Genomic DNA, 14,459 nt, shown 5'->3' on the forward strand with positions numbered 1-14,459 from the left:
AAGGATCCGTCTGGTCCGGCGCGGGGGAGGCGTGCCCATCCGCCGCTGCCGTGGAGACGCCGACCACCGGGGTCTCCGACTCGGGCTCGACAAAGCCCGCGCCCCGAAACAACGGCAGTCGGTGCCGGCGGTTCCGGCCAAGGTCCCGGCGGAACGTACAAAGGCTCAGGTTTGTCTGGTTTCGTACACGCGCATCGACCGGCTCGGAACCGTGCAGGTCTCCCCCGGCGCGAGGGCTTCCGAGCGCTCGCCGTCTGCCGTGTCCAGCACGAGCGCCCAACCGGCGCTGCCCGGCGGCGCCGTGAAGATCACGTCGATCTCCGAGCCGTTCAGCATGACCGCCAGGACCGGCTCGCCGCGCCGGCTGGGCGAGAGGCGCACCGTCAGGCACTTCACATGCGGCATCGACCACTCCTCGGCGGTCATTCGCTCGCCCGTGGAGGCGAACCACGTGACGTCCGGCCGTCCGCGCTCGTCCCGCCGCCCGGTCAGAAATTCCGCCCGCGCCACGGAGGAGCGCTTCAGCCGGAGATCGGCGAGCCGGCGAATGAAGTCGACCAGGTCCGGGTCGGGCCTCGACCAGTCCACCCAGCCGATCTCGTTGTCCTGGCAATAGGCATTGTTGTTGCCGCCCTGGCTGTTGCCGGTCTCGTCGCCGGCGAGCAGCATCGGCACGCCCTGCGCGAGGAAGAGCGTCGCCAGGAGATTGCGGGTCTGGCGGCGCCGGAGCGCCAGGATGCCCTCTACCTCCGTCTCGCCCTCCGTGCCGCAGTTCCAGCTCCTGTTGTCGCTGTGACCGTCCCGGTTCTCCTCCCCGTTCGCCTGATTGTGCTTCTCGCTGTAGCTGACGAGGTCGTGGAGCGTGAAACCGTCATGCGCGGTGACGAAGTTGACGCTCGACCATGGCCGCCGGTGGCCGCCGCCGAAGAGATCGTGCGAGGCGGCGAAGCGGGTCGCGAAGGGGCCGAGCGTGCCCTCCCGGCTGGTCCAGAAGTCCCGCACCACGTCGCGGAAGTCGCCGTTCCACTCGGAGAAGCCGGCCGGGAAGTTGCCGAGCTGGTACCCGCCCGGACCGACGTCCCACGGCTCCGCCACGAGCTTCAGCCGCCCGAGTACGGGATCCTGCAGGATGGCCTGGAAGAAGGGGTGCCGCGGGTCGAAGCCGCCCGGCAGCCGCCCCAGCGTGGTGGCGAGGTCGAAGCGGAAGCCGTCGACGTGGTAGGCTTGGACCCAGTGGCGCAGGCTGTCCAGCACCATCTGCAGGACGCGCGGGTGGTTGGTGTCGAGGGCGTTCCCGCAGCCCGTCAGGTCGTCGTAGTAGCGCGGGTTGTCGGGCAGCGCCCGGTAGTAGCTGGCATTGTCGATGCCCCGCCACGACAGGGTCGGGCCGAGGTGGTTGCCCTCGCAGGTGTGGTTGTAGACCACGTCGAGGATCACCTCGATGCCGGCCTCGTGCAGGCGGTCGACCGTCTCGCGGATTTCGTCCCGGTCGCCGGCCGACAGGTAGCGAGGCTCGGGGGCGAAGTAGGAGAGCGTATTGTAGCCCCAGTAGTTGGTGAGGCCGCGGTCGACGAGATGCTGGTCCTGCAGGAAAGCCTGCACGGGCATCAGCTCCACGACGGTCACGCCGATGCGGTGCAGATGGTTGAGCAGCGCCGGCGACGACAGGGCCGCGAAGGTGCCGCGCTGGCGTTCGGGGATGTCCGGGTGCTGCATGGTCAGCCCGCGCACATGCGCCTCGTAGATGACCGCCTTGGGCCAGGGCACTCCCGGCCGGTTGACCGGCGACATCCGGTCGCTGACCACCCGGGCCTTCGGCATGAACGCGGCGCTGTCCCGCTCGTCCATGACCAGGTCGGCGTTTTCGCCGGCGCCGATCCTGTAGCCGAAGAGCGACTCGTCCCAGACGAGCGGTCCCGCCAGTTCCTTGGCGTAGGGGTCGAGCAGCAGCTTGTTGGCGTTGAAGCGGTGGCCCGCCTCCGGCGCCCAGGGTCCGTCGACCCGGTACCCGTAGAGCGCGCCCGCCTCGACCCCCGGCAGGAACCCGTGCCAGACCCCGTTGGTGCATTCGGTGAGGTCGATACGCTCGACCTCGCGCGCCCCGTCCTCCGAGAAGAGGCAGACCGTCACGCGCTCGGCGTTGTCGGAGAAGATCGCGAAGTTGGTCCCGTTCTCCAGCACGGTCGCGCCGAGCGGGAAGGGGTCGCCGGCGGTGGTGGCGCGCGCGGGCGCGAAGGCCGGCTCGGGCGGGCGCCGCCCGGCCTCCGGGGCGGTCGGCTCGGCCGGGGCGGGAGCGTCCGGGGCGGCGAGATCGGTCATGCGACGAGCCTTCCTTGGAGGGCTGGAACGGAGCGGGCGCGGCGAACCGGGCGGAAGCCGCGGATCTCGGCCGCCCGCGCCATCGCGGTCGCGTAGAGGTCCGCGTAGGCTTCCGCGGAGGCGGTCCAGCTGAAGTCGGCGTCGCGTGCCGCCCTCCGCATGTCCTCGAGCCGGTCGCGTTCCGCGTAGGCCGCGAAGGCCCGGTCGATGGCCCCGACGAGGTGCGGCGCCGCGTAGTCGCGATAGAGGAAGCCCGTGCGGCCGTCCCGGATCGTGTCGGCGAGCCCTCCGGTCGCGTGCGCGATCGGCAGCGAGCCGAGCCGCTGGGCGTACATCTGCGACAGCCCGCAGGGCTCGAAGCGCGAGGGCATCAGCATGAAGTCCGCCGCCGTCATGATCCGGCGGGCCAGCGGCTCGGCATAGTTGATCATCGCCCCGACCGCGCCCCGGTACAGCTTGGCGAGGTCGACCAGTTGCCGCTCGAGCGCCGGATGGCCCATGCCCAGGATGGCGAGCTGCCCGCCCCTTTGCACCACACGTCGCGCCCCTTCGATCAGGACGTCGATCCCCTTCTGCGGGTCGACCCGGGCCACGAACCCGAACAGCGGACCCTCCGAGGGCTCCAGGCAGAAGCCCGTCCGCACCTCGTCGGCCTTCCGCGAGTTGGCTGCCACTGCCGCCCCGGCGTCCGCGACCCAGTCCTCGTCTATGCCGTTGAGGATGCCGGTCAGGCGCCGTTCCTCGGCGAGCCCGGCCAGCAAGCCGTGCAGGCCGCAGCCGCTCGCCGCCGTCGTGATCTCCCGGGCGTAGGTCGGGCTGACGGTCGCCACGTGATCGGAGAAGAACAGCCCGGCCTTCAGGAACGAGATGCGGCCGTGGAACTCGATCCCGTGCATGGTGAAGGACTCGGCGGGGATGCCGAGCGGGCCCATACGGGCGGGATCGAAGACGCCCTGGTGCGCGAGATTGTGGACCGTCAGCACGGCCGGGGTGGCGAGGCCCGCCCAGCGCAGGTAGCCGGCGGCCAGCGAGGCCGGCCAGTCGTTCATGTGCACGAGGTCGACCGGCCAGGGAAACCCGCCCGCGCCCGCCGCGAGCTCGGCCACCGCCAGCCCGAGGCGGGCGAAGCGCAGGTCGTTGTCCGGCCAGTCGCCCCCCTCGGCGTCCGCGTAGGGCCCGCCGTCGCGATCGAACAGCGTCGGCGCGACCACCAGGTAGACGGTGCCGCCCGCGGCCCCGATCTCCTCGACAGTGCAGGGCGGAATCTCGCCGAGCCCGGGCAGGCGCGCGATGAGGCGCCGCTCCGGGTGATGCTCGAGGACCGTCCGGTAGCCCGGCATGATCGTGCGCACGTCGAGCCCGAGCGCACGCAACGCGGCGGGCAGGCTCGCGGAGACGTCGGCCAGCCCGCCGGTCTTGGCCAAGCCGGCGGACTCGCTCGTCGCGAAGAGAACATGCATGGAGACTGGCTTCCCGGTGGACCGCCACAGGAACGTTCGAGCTGCCGCCCCTGTTCCGCCACACCTTGCGCAAAGAAGCGCCTCGGAACCCTCCCGGCGTCCGGCCGTTCTCCCGCCGAGGAGACGACACCATGACCCATCTGTCCGAGACCCTGATCACCGACGCCATAGAACGCTGCGACGACGGTACCGCCGGCCGTCGGGAGCGCTCGATCGCCGCCGCCGCCATGGTCCGCCAGGCCTACGCCTATGCGGACATGGAGCCCGAGGCCTTCTCTCGCTGGCTCCGCCGGATCGCCGACGACTTCGTCCAGGACGAGCCGCTGCACTGAGAGGATGGGCCCGCGAAATTTTTTTCGACCGTCTCGGGAACCGCAACGACGCATCGGCGTTTCGCCTCCGGATCGGTCGCCAAGGCGGCCGTCCGACGCAGAGACGTTCCCCTTCCTGGCCTTGGCGGCCGGCCGTACAACACGGCCGGCCGCTTTTTTATCCCAAGACTATCCGAGCAAACCTAGAGCCGGGACCGCAGCCACGAAGGTAGAGCGGAACAATTGCCTCTCTGCTCGGTTGATCCGGGGCGGCTTCCCCCCGGCCATTCGACTGTTCAAATCAGGAGCACATCACATGATGAAGAAGCTCATCGTCATTTCGGCTCTCGCAGCGGTTCCGCTGACGGGTGCCTATGCACAGACCACTCCGTCGACGACGACGCCCCCTGCGGCGACCACGGATCCGTCCGTGACCGCGACGCCCCCGGGCACCACCGTGACCCCGATGCGGGACCCGGCGGCCAAGACCACGACCACCACCACGACGACCTCGACGAGCAACATCAATTACGTTGCCCAGCAGAGCGCCGACCAGATGCTCGCCTCCAAGCTGATCGGCACCACCGTGCGCGGCTCGGGCGACGAGAACATCGGCGAGATCAACGATCTGCTCGTCCAGAAGGACGGGAAGATCCACGCCGTCGTGATCGGTGTGGGCGGCTTCCTCGGCATCGGCGAGAAGAACGTCGCGGTGCCGTTCGAGTCGGTCCAGATGATGGCCGACGCGAACAACAGCAACACCATGCGGGTCACGATCGCGTCCACCAAGGACGCCCTGAAGCAGGCCCCCGAGTTCCGCCGCGTGAACGACAACCGGTCGGCCGGCGGCTCGACGACCTCCACGGGCGCGACCGGCTCCGGCACCACCCGTCCGGTCGCCCCGCAGTAGCCCTGCGCCGACGAACGATCGAAGAGGGACGGGCCCGGCGCATCGCGCCGGGCCCTTCTTCATGGTCGTCCGACCTTGTATTTCCGGGCGCGCGGGCGCGCACTCGCGCGAGCGCCGCGAAATGACCTGATTTTCCTGCAAGATTCCGCGCCGTCCGCGATGTTTGAACCGAGTGCGGTTGCCGCTATAAGAAGCGACCCCCGTGGCCCCTGACGGCGAGTGAACGATTCGATCATGACCGATGCCATCCCGAGCGGGACGTCGAAGAACGGTGCGGCCGAATACGGCGCCGAATCCATCCAGGTGCTGAAGGGGCTGGACGCCGTGCGCAAGCGGCCCGGCATGTACATCGGCGACACCGACGACGGGTCCGGCCTGCACCACATGGTCTACGAGGTGGTCGACAACGCCATCGACGAGGCGCTCGCCGGCTGGGCCGACGAGGTGGTCGTCCGCCTGAACGCCGACGGCTCCTGCACGGTGCGCGACAACGGCCGCGGCATCCCGACCGACATCCACCAGGGCGAGGGCGTCTCGGCCGCCGAGGTCATCATGACCCAGCTGCACGCCGGCGGGAAGTTCAACCAGAACGCCTACAAGGTCTCGGGCGGCCTGCACGGCGTCGGCGTCTCGGTCGTCAACGCACTCTCCACATGGCTCGACCTCAGAGTCTGGCGCGAGGGGCGCGAGCACCGGATGCGCTTCCGCCATGGCGTCGCCGAGGCGCCGCTCGCGGTCGTCGGCGACGCCGGGGGCCAGCGCGGCACGGAGGTCACCTTCCTGCCGAGCCCGGACACCTTCACCAAGGTCGAGTTCGACTACGCCACCCTGGAGCACCGCATCCGCGAACTCGCCTTCCTCAACTCCGGCGTCCGCATCACGCTGGAGGACCGGCGCGGGGTCGAGCCGAGGTCGGAGACCATGATGTACGAGGGCGGCCTGGAGGCCTTCGTCCGCTACCTGGACCGCGCCAAGCACCCGCTGATCGCCAAGCCGGTGACCATGAAGGCCGAGCGCGACGGCATCACGGTCGAGTGCGCGCTGTGGTGGAACGATTCCTACCACGAGCAGACGCTCTGCTTCACCAACAACATCCCGCAGCGCGACGGCGGCACCCACCTCGCCGGCTTCCGCGGCGCTCTGACCCGTCAGGTGGTCGGCTATGCGGACTCCTCGGGCCTGACCAAGAAGGAGAAGGTGGCGCTCTCCGGCGAAGACTGCCGCGAAGGCCTCACCTGCGTCCTCTCCGTGAAGGTGCCTGATCCGAAGTTCTCGTCTCAGACGAAGGACAAGCTCGTCTCCTCCGAGGTCCGCCCCGTGGTGGAGAGCCTCGTCGGCGAGGCGCTCGGCACCTGGTTCGAGGAACATCCCGCCGAGGCGAAGTCGATCGTCGGCAAGGTGGTCGAGGCCGCCGCCGCCCGCGAGGCCGCCCGCAAGGCCCGCGAGCTGACCCGCCGCAAGGGGGTGCTCGACGTCGCCTCGCTGCCCGGCAAGCTCGCCGACTGCCAGGAGAAGGATCCGGCCAAGTCGGAACTCTTCATCGTCGAGGGCGACTCCGCCGGCGGCTCCGCCAAGCAGGGCCGCAACCGCGAGAACCAGGCCGTTCTGCCGCTCCGCGGCAAGATCCTGAACGTTGAGCGCGCCCGCTTCGACAAGATGCTGTCGTCCGAGCAGATCGGCACGCTGATCACGGCGCTCGGCACCTCGATCGGCACCGACGAGTTCAACCTCGACAAGCTGCGCTACCACAAGATCATCATCATGACGGACGCCGACGTCGACGGCGCCCATATCCGCACCCTGCTCCTGACCTTCTTTTTCCGGCAGATGCCGGCGCTGATTGAGCGCGGCCACCTCTTCATCGCCCAGCCGCCGCTCTACAAGGTCGCGCGCGGCAAGTCGGAGCAGTACCTGAAGGACCAGAAAGCCTTCGAGGACTACCTCGTCGAACAGGGCCTCGACGAGGCCAGGCTGACCCTCGCCAACGGCGAGGAACGGTCCGGGCTCGACCTGCGCGGGGTCGTCGACGAGGCCCGCCTGATCGCGGGCATCCTGGACGGCCTGCACCACCGCTACGACCGGGACGTCGTCGAGCAGGCGGCGATCGCCGGGGCCCTCACCACCCAGGTACTGAACGACCAGGACAAGGCCCGCGAGGCCGCCGCCTACATCGCCCGCCGGCTCGACATCCTGGCCGACGAGTTCGAGAAGGGCTGGGAGGGCGAGGCCAAGCCGGACGGCAGCCTGCTCTTCCGCCGCACCCTGCGCGGCGTCCTGGAGGCCCGCTGGATCGACGCCGCCCTGCTGGCCTCCGCGGACGCCCGCAAGCTCGACGCCCACGCGGCGCACCTGCAGGAGGTCTACGGCAAGGCCGCCGAGCTCCGCCGCCGCGACAGCGGCACCGTCATCCGCGGGCCCCGCGCCCTCCTGGAGGCGGTGTTCGCCCAGGGCCGCAAGGGCATCTCCATGCAGCGCTACAAGGGCCTCGGCGAGATGAACCCGGACCAGCTCTGGGAGACGACCCTCGACCCGAACGCCCGCTCGCTCCTGCAGGTCCGGATCCGCGAGGCCGACGACGCCGACGGCGTCTTCACCCGCCTGATGGGCGACGAGGTCGAGCCCCGCCGCGAGTTCATCCAGGCGAACGCCCTGACGGCGAACCTGGACGCCTGAGCCGCCCGGGGCACCCCGGCCGGACCGCCTCGGCGCGCCCCTCTCACAGCAGGCGCCGCGCTTTCGTGACCGGGCCGCTGTCGAAGGCGAGCGTCGGCGCCGCGTCGAGCGCGTCGGCGAGGTCTCCCAGCACCGTGTTCCGGTGCTTGGAGCCCAGGATTCTGACCCACAGGATATTGAGGATGCGCCGCCGGCGGTCCCAGCCGGCCTGCATGGTCACCTCCGACTCCGGGATTCCGCACGCGACCAGGCGTTTCAGGATCGGGTCGAGCTCGACGACCGCATCCTTGGCCATGACCCGCGCGAGGGCGTCCTCGTCCTTGGTCAGGCCGTCCCACACGGCGCCGATCAGGCTGCGGTCGTAGGACGACGTCGCGATCCCGATGTTGGTCCGCCAATAGTTGATCGGCCGCGTCCGGGCCCACATGATCCAGAGCAGGATCTCGAAGACCGGCTGCAGCTGTGCCTCGGTGTAGAGTCGATCCCGATCGAGCGGCGCGTTGACGATGAAGGGATTGAGGAAATACGAGTTGACCGTATCCCGATACTTGTCGAGGTCGTTCGTGCGGCGGGCGAGGTCGACCGCGTAGTAGGCGTCTGTCGCGTAGTTGTTGACCATCGTGTTCAGCTGGACGAAGAATTTCGCAGGGTCCTCGCCGGCGTTCTTCCACTCGTCCCCGTAGGCCGGTTGCAGGCCCTGCAGCGCGCCCGTGACGGCGTTCTTGGTCAGGTCCTCGGCGGTGGTCGAGAAGCCGCCGTAGATGATGTCGTTCAGCGCCGCGTCGCGCTTCTGCGCGAGCGCGAGCAGCCGCTCGGACACCTGCCGGCCGGAGTTCGACACGATCGTGGCCATCACCCCGCCCGCCATGGCGGGCAGGATCGTGCCGAGGATCACGGTGACCAGGAACCGGTTCTGGTTGCGCAGGGCCTCGATGTTCTTGAGCGTGTTCAAGTGCATCGCGTGCGCGCCGAAATAGGCGAGCGAAAGGGTCCCGAAGTAGCCCTGCCAGGCCGTCACGCTGCGCTGGAGGAGGTCGTTGAGCCGCCGCTCCTGGGCCTGGGCGCGTTTTACCGGGTCGTGTGGAAATCCGACTTTGATGTTCATGGGACCGATCCCTGGGCCTGAGGGCGCCGTCGGCGCGAGGCTGCGGCCGGCCGGCCGAGCGAAGGCCAGGATCGCGCGCGGGCGTGGGAGCCCCCGTTGGATTGTCAATGGAAACCGGGCCGGCCCGCCCGCCGGCGCGGAAACATTGTTTCGTCCCGGACCGCCGCGTGGAAGCGGCTCAGTCCCGCCGGAAGATCACGCCGGCGAGCCACCCGGTGAACAGCGCGACCAGGACGGTGATGATCCCGTAGACGACCGGCTGGGTGAAGGCGAGGTCGTAGGTGAATTGCTCGAAGCCGGTCTTGGAGACCACCACGGAGGTCGCCTGCTCGGCCAGCGGCACGCCCTCCTGGAACAGCCTGACCTCGATCCGGTAGGTGCCGACCGGCACGTTGGCGGGGATCGGGATGGTGGCGCGGAAGAGGTTGCCCGTCAGGAACGACACCGCCCCGGGGAGCTCGTGATAGAGCCCCGTTCGGAGCTTCAGCCGCAGGAAGGCCGACCGGAAGCCCGCGTCGCCCGGCTCCGCCGGCGCGTCTCCGTCGAGCCGCTCCGGCAGCAGCAGGTGCTCGATGCCGACCTGGTAGCGCTTGAGGACCTCGGGCGTGGCGACCTGCGCGATCGGCACGTTGGTCAGCACCGCATAGAAGCTCGGCACGTCCACGTAGGTGCGGGCGCCGCGGTTGATCCACAGGCCGAAGGTCCGTTCCTTGCGGCGGGTCACCACCGTCTCGCGCGGCCCGAACATCATGACGGCCAGATGGTATTCCGAGGCCCGCGACACGGTCGCCCGGTCGCGCTCGATCGAGCCGAAGACCGTGATGTCGGTGCCGGCGAAGTTGGAGCTGATGTTGACCACCGACGTGGACGGCACCGCCACCAGCGTCTCCGCCCGGGCGGGAGACGGGACGGCGAGCGCCAGGGCCGCGAGGAGACCGAGGACGAGCCTCATGGCGTCGCCTCGAGGGCGGTGACCCACAGGGAGAAGGGTTCCTGCGGGGTCACCACCAGGTCGACCGCGAAGCGCAGGCCGACCGCCAGGATGAGGAGCCCGAGCAGGGCGCGGAGCTGCTCGCCCCTGAGCCGGGTCCCGACCTGCGCGCCGAACTGGGCCCCGATCACCCCGCCGACCATCAGCAGGAGCCCGAGCACCGCGTCGACCGAGTGGTTGGCGGCCGCCTGCAGAACCGTCGCCACCGCCATGGTGGCGAGGATCTGCACCAGCGAGGTTCCGATGACGACGGTGGTCGGCACCTTGAGCAGGTAGATGAGCGCCGGCACGATCAGGAAGCCGCCGCCGATGCCGAGCAGCGTCCCGAGGAAGCCGATTCCGACCCCGAGCGCCAGGATGGGCAGGGCCGAGATGTAAAGGCGCGACCGGTGGAACCGGACCTTGAAGGGCAGGCCGTGGATCCAGCCGTGCTGGCGCAGCTTCTGGGGCGCGGGCGGTTCCTCGCGGCGCGCGCGCAACATGGCCCGGACGCTCTCGATCACCATCAGGAGGCCGACGCCGCCGAGAAAGACGACGTAACAGACCCCGATCACCAGATCGAGCTGGCCCTTGGCGCGCAGGAGCCGGAAGGCCATGACGCCGAGGACGGTCCCCACGACGCCGCCGGCCGTCAGGAACCCGGCGAGCTTCCAGTCGATCGCCTTGCGCCGCCAGTAGGCGAGCGCGCCGGACGCCGAGGAGGCGACGATCTGGCTCGTCACCGTCGCGACCGCGACCGCGGGGGGGATGCCGGAGAAGACCAGGAGGGGCGTCAGCAGGAAGCCGCCGCCCACCCCGAAGAGCCCCGACAGGAAGCCGACGGCCGCGCCCATCCCGAAGATCAGGAAGATGTTCACCGACAGTTCGGCGATGGGCAGGTAGAGGAGCACGAGTCCGACCCCTTGGCGCACGGCGATACGGCGGATGTCGACGGTTCCGGGAGGAACCGCTCCGCTGATCCCCCGCCGGTCGGGCCGAAATGGGGCATGCCCGACGGGTTTCCGACGAAACCCATCAAAGCACGGAATCCTTGCGATAAGGTCACGACGCGCAACGTCGTGCGCGCCGGTCGCCTCACGCCGCCTTCGGGTGCCGCTGGCGCTCGTACAGGAAGCGCATCACGGCCGAGCGGCAGCGGATGTATTCCGGGTTCTCGGCGAGCTCCAGCCGGCGCCGAGGCCGCTCGAGCTTCACGTCGCAGATCTCGCCGATCGTGGCGGCCGGCCCGTTGGTCATCATCACGATGCGATCCGAGAGGAGCACCGCCTCGTCGACGTCGTGCGTGATGATGAGGACCGTGTTGCCGAGCTTCGCCTGGATGTCCATGAGCGTATCCTGCAGCGTCGCCCGGGTCAGCGCGTCGAGCGCGCCGAAGGGTTCGTCCATGAGCAGGATCTTGGGCTCCATGGCGAGAGCCCGCGCGATGCCGACGCGCTGCTTCATGCCGCCGGAGATCTCGTGCGGGCGCTTGTCCAGCGCATGCGCCATGCCGACGAGCTCGAGGTTGTGCACCGTCCAGTCGTGCCGCTGCTGCCGGCCCATGCGCTTGGACAGGACCTTGTCGACCGCGAGCCGGACGTTGTCGTAGACGGTCAGCCAGGGCAGGAGCGAGTGGTTCTGGAACACCACCGCCCGGTCCGGGCCGGGGCCGTCGATCTCCCGGCCGTCGAGCAGCAGCACGCCGGAACTGTGCGGCGTCAGCCCGGCCACGATGTTGAGCAGCGTGGACTTGCCGCAGCCGGAATGGCCGATGATGGAGATGACCTCGCCGCGCGCGACCTTGAGGTCGACGTCGACGAGCGCCGTGAAGGGTCCCTTGGCGGTCTCGAACACCATGCCGAGGTTTTCGATCTGCAGTGTCGGTCGGTTCATCGCCGCGCTCCTTCAGAAGGTGCCCGGGCCGCCGATGGCGCGGCCGAGGAGCGTAATGGCCCGGTCGAGAAGCAGTCCGACCACGCCGATGTAGACGAGCGCGAGGATGATCTCGCTGATCAGGGACGAGTTCCAGGAATCCCACAGGAAGAAGCCGATGCCGACTCCGCCGACCAGCATCTCGGCGGCCACGATCGCCAGCCAGGACAGACCGATGCCGATCTTCAGCCCCGTAAAGATGTAAGGCACCGTGGAGGGCAGGGTGATCTTCAGGAAGAACTCGAGCGGGTTCAGCTGCAGGACGCGCGCCACGTTGCGGTAGTCCTGCGGGATGTTCCGGATGCCGACGGCCGTGTTCATCATGATCGGCCAGACCGCCGTGATGGCGATGACGAAGATGGCGGCCGGCTGGCTCTCCCGGAACGCCGCGAGCGCGATCGGCAGCCAGGCGAGCGGCGGAACGGTGCGGAGCACCTGGAAGATCGGGTCGAGGCCACGGAAGGCCAGGGTCGACGAGCCGATCAGCACCCCGAGGAGGATGCCCGCCACTGCCGAGATCGAGAAGCCGACGGCGACCCGCTTCAGGCTCTCGAAGATGTGCAGCGCCAGTCCCTTGTCGAGCCCGCCGCGGTCGAAGAACGGATCGATGATCAGCTCCCAGGTGTCGGCCACGACCTTGCTGGGCGGCGGGATGGCGGCGCCCTTGCCCGAGAAGGCGAGTTGCCAGATGCCGAGCAGGATCGCGAGCGTCACGACCGGCGGCACCACCACCTTGGCGGTGTCGAGCGCGGCCTTCCAGGCCGCCGCGCCGAGGCCGGCGAGGCTCGGCAGTTTCATCAGCAGGCCCGTGCGTTCGGCGGGCATCGGTTCGGCTTCCACGGCCATGACGGCATCCTTGGCGGAGGGGAGGACGGGGCCGCCCGGGACCGGCCCGGGCGCCGGGCCGGCGTCAGCCGACGAGCTTCTTGATCTTGAGGCCCTCGAGATAGGCCATCGGGTTGGCGGGGTCGAACGTGACCCCGTCGAAGAAGGTCTCCTTGCCCCGGGACGGCGAGGCCGGCACGTCGGCCGCCGCCACGCCGATCGCCTTGGCGGCCTCGCGCCAGAGATCCTCGCGGTTGACCTTGCCGAGCAGGGCCTTGGTGTCGAGGGTGGTGGGCAGGTAGCCCCAGCGCATGTCCTCGACGAGGAACCAGAGGTCGTGGCTGACGAACGGGTAGGAGGCCGCGTCGCGCCAGTACTTCTGCATCAGGTCCTTGTTCTCGAAGGAGCGCACGCCGAGGTCGAACTTGCCCTTGGAGCGGTCGAGGATGTCCTCGACCGGCACCTTGAACCACTCGCGCTTGGCGAGGATGGCGCACATCTCGTCCTTGTTCTCGTCCCTGTCGCACCACTGGGCGGCTTCCAGGACGGCGGCGAGCAACGCGCCGGTCGCCTTCAGGTACTTCTCGACGAACTCGGTCCGCAGGGCGAAGGACTTCTCCGGGTGGTTCTTCCAGAGCTCGCCCGTGGTGATCGCGCAATAGCCGACGTCCTGGTTGACGGTCTGCAGCGGCCAGGGCTCGCCGACGCAGTAGGCCTCCATGTTGCCGACCTTGGCGTTGGCCACCATCTGGGGCGGCGGCACCACGATGGTCTGGCAGTCCTTGTCCGGGTCGACGCCGCCGGCCGCGAGCCAGTAGCGCATCCAGCAATCATGCGTGCCGCCCGGGAACGTGACCGCGACCTTGACCTCCTTGCCGCCCGCCTTGAGCTGGGCGAAGCGCTCCTTCAGGGGCGCGGTGTCAAGGCCGATCTTCAGGTCCTTGTGCGCCTTGGCGAGCATGATGCCCTGGCCCTGCGTGTTCAGGCGGCTCAGGATCGACATCGGCACGCCGCCCGGCGTCTTGGTGATCTTGCCGGTCGTCATCAGGTAGGGCATGGGCGTCAGGATATGCGCGCCGTCGATGCCGCCCCCGGCCGAACCGAGTTCCAGGTTGTCGCGCGTCGTGCCCCACGACGCCTGCTTCTGCACGTCGACCTCGGGCATGCCGTGCTTGGCGAAGAAGCCCTTCTCCCTGGCGACGATCAGCGGCGCCGCGTCGGTCAGCGCGATGTAGCCGAGGATCGCCTTCTTGACCTCCGGTCCGGCACCCTGGGCGAACACGCCGCGCGGCAGGACGGAGAGCAGGCCCGTGCCCGCCGCGCCGGCCAGGATCTGGCGGCGGCTGGGGCCGGAGAGGGGCATGTCGGACTGGCTCATGAATCTGCCCTTTCAGGTTCAGGCAAAAAAAAGACGTCCAGGGGCGGATCTCGGAATCCGATCGGCCCATGGACGTCATTGTCGGGTCAGGAACGGCCGCCATTGGCCGTCTGGGAGGATCGCGCCAACGCCGGCGCCATCGTTCACGAGCCTCGATGCAAGGCGCTTGCCAAGCTCGGGAAGAAAATAAAAGTCATGCTATGTCATAGGCCTAGCCGAATCGACGGGTCACCCCTCGAGGGGCGTCCTGCCGTTCCGCTGCGCAGATCGAGGGAAGAGCGGCTCAAGAACGCCGAATTCTTGTGCACTCGATGCCGATGCTTCGAAAAAGGGCAGGCATGAAGGATCGCCAGCGCTCTTCAATCGGTTCATCTGCGTCAATCTGTCGGCCGAACCCCGTCCTGACGGCCCGAAACGTGCCTCGGTTGCAGGCAGTGCCCATTGCGAGTGCGCCGTGCCTCCGGTCGCTGCGTGAAATCACGGCAAGGATCCGGCGCAGAACGGCCTCCGGCGCCATCCGGCCCCCATCGATGCTTGAAACCTAACGGCTTTCCAAGATCGCGCCCGCTTGGCACG

11 protein-coding genes are annotated in these 14,459 nt (G+C 69.0%); 3 read left to right on the forward strand and 8 right to left on the reverse strand.

Annotated elements, in window-relative coordinates; genetic code table 11:
* Positions 1 to 165 precede the first annotated feature (165 nt).
* Entirely contained in the window at positions 166 to 2,319 is a 2,154-nt protein-coding gene (gene glgX, locus WBG79_RS02600) for a glycogen debranching protein GlgX (protein ID WP_337355551.1), read from the reverse strand.
* Complete coding sequence (locus WBG79_RS02605) at positions 2,316 to 3,779, reverse strand: glycogen synthase (protein WP_337355552.1); 1,464 nt, start codon at positions 3,777 to 3,779, stop codon at positions 2,316 to 2,318. The genes glgX and WBG79_RS02605 overlap by 4 nt, the downstream gene beginning before the upstream one ends.
* Positions 3,780 to 3,910: 131 nt before the next feature.
* Here WBG79_RS02605 and WBG79_RS02610 point away from each other — a divergent pair, with 131 nt between their 5' ends.
* The 3 genes from WBG79_RS02610 to gyrB all read left to right on the forward strand — a co-directional run bounded on the left by WBG79_RS02610 (position 3,911) and on the right by gyrB (position 7,673).
* Positions 3,911 to 4,111 carry a hypothetical protein gene (locus WBG79_RS02610; protein WP_337355553.1) on the forward strand — a complete coding sequence of 67 codons (201 nt, stop codon included), beginning with the start codon at positions 3,911 to 3,913 and terminating at the stop codon, positions 4,109 to 4,111.
* Between the two features lie 295 nt (positions 4,112 to 4,406).
* Positions 4,407 to 5,000: a PRC-barrel domain-containing protein gene (locus WBG79_RS02615; RefSeq protein WP_337355554.1), complete on the forward strand. Its 594-nt coding sequence runs from the start codon at positions 4,407 to 4,409 to the stop codon at positions 4,998 to 5,000.
* Positions 5,001 to 5,234: 234 nt separating this feature from the next.
* The gene (gene gyrB, locus WBG79_RS02620) at positions 5,235 to 7,673 is read left to right on the forward strand and encodes a DNA topoisomerase (ATP-hydrolyzing) subunit B (protein ID WP_337355555.1); all 2,439 of its coding nucleotides are present in this window, start codon (positions 5,235 to 5,237) and stop codon (positions 7,671 to 7,673) included.
* 43 nt (positions 7,674 to 7,716) lie between these two features.
* Here gyrB and WBG79_RS02625 read toward each other — a convergent pair whose 3' ends face one another.
* The 6 genes from WBG79_RS02625 to WBG79_RS02650 all read right to left on the reverse strand — a co-directional run bounded on the left by WBG79_RS02625 (position 7,717) and on the right by WBG79_RS02650 (position 13,883).
* Complete coding sequence (locus tag WBG79_RS02625; RefSeq protein WP_337355556.1) at positions 7,717 to 8,778, reverse strand: hypothetical protein; 1,062 nt, start codon at positions 8,776 to 8,778, stop codon at positions 7,717 to 7,719.
* Positions 8,779 to 8,956: 178 nt separating this feature from the next.
* On the reverse strand, positions 8,957 to 9,730 hold the full coding sequence (locus WBG79_RS02630; RefSeq protein ID WP_337355557.1) for a TIGR02186 family protein: 774 nt from the start codon (positions 9,728 to 9,730) through the stop codon (positions 8,957 to 8,959).
* Positions 9,727 to 10,659: a sulfite exporter TauE/SafE family protein gene (locus WBG79_RS02635; RefSeq protein WP_337355558.1), complete on the reverse strand. Its 933-nt coding sequence runs from the start codon at positions 10,657 to 10,659 to the stop codon at positions 9,727 to 9,729. The genes WBG79_RS02630 and WBG79_RS02635 overlap by 4 nt, the downstream gene beginning before the upstream one ends.
* Positions 10,660 to 10,843: 184 nt before the next feature.
* The gene (locus WBG79_RS02640) at positions 10,844 to 11,641 is read right to left on the reverse strand and encodes an ABC transporter ATP-binding protein (RefSeq protein ID WP_443147396.1); all 798 of its coding nucleotides are present in this window, start codon (positions 11,639 to 11,641) and stop codon (positions 10,844 to 10,846) included.
* 12 nt (positions 11,642 to 11,653) lie between these two features.
* Positions 11,654 to 12,478 carry a nitrate ABC transporter permease gene (ntrB, locus tag WBG79_RS02645; RefSeq protein ID WP_337357874.1) on the reverse strand — a complete coding sequence of 275 codons (825 nt, stop codon included), beginning with the start codon at positions 12,476 to 12,478 and terminating at the stop codon, positions 11,654 to 11,656.
* A 112-nt stretch (positions 12,479 to 12,590) separates the two neighbouring features.
* Positions 12,591 to 13,883, reverse strand: a complete 1,293-nt coding sequence (locus WBG79_RS02650; RefSeq protein WP_337355559.1) for a CmpA/NrtA family ABC transporter substrate-binding protein — start codon at positions 13,881 to 13,883, stop codon at positions 12,591 to 12,593.
* Positions 13,884 to 14,459: the final 576 nt, after the last annotated feature.

The organism is Prosthecomicrobium sp. N25 (assembly GCF_037203705.1).
In the GTDB taxonomy this organism is placed as follows: domain Bacteria; phylum Pseudomonadota; class Alphaproteobacteria; order Rhizobiales; family Ancalomicrobiaceae; genus Prosthecodimorpha.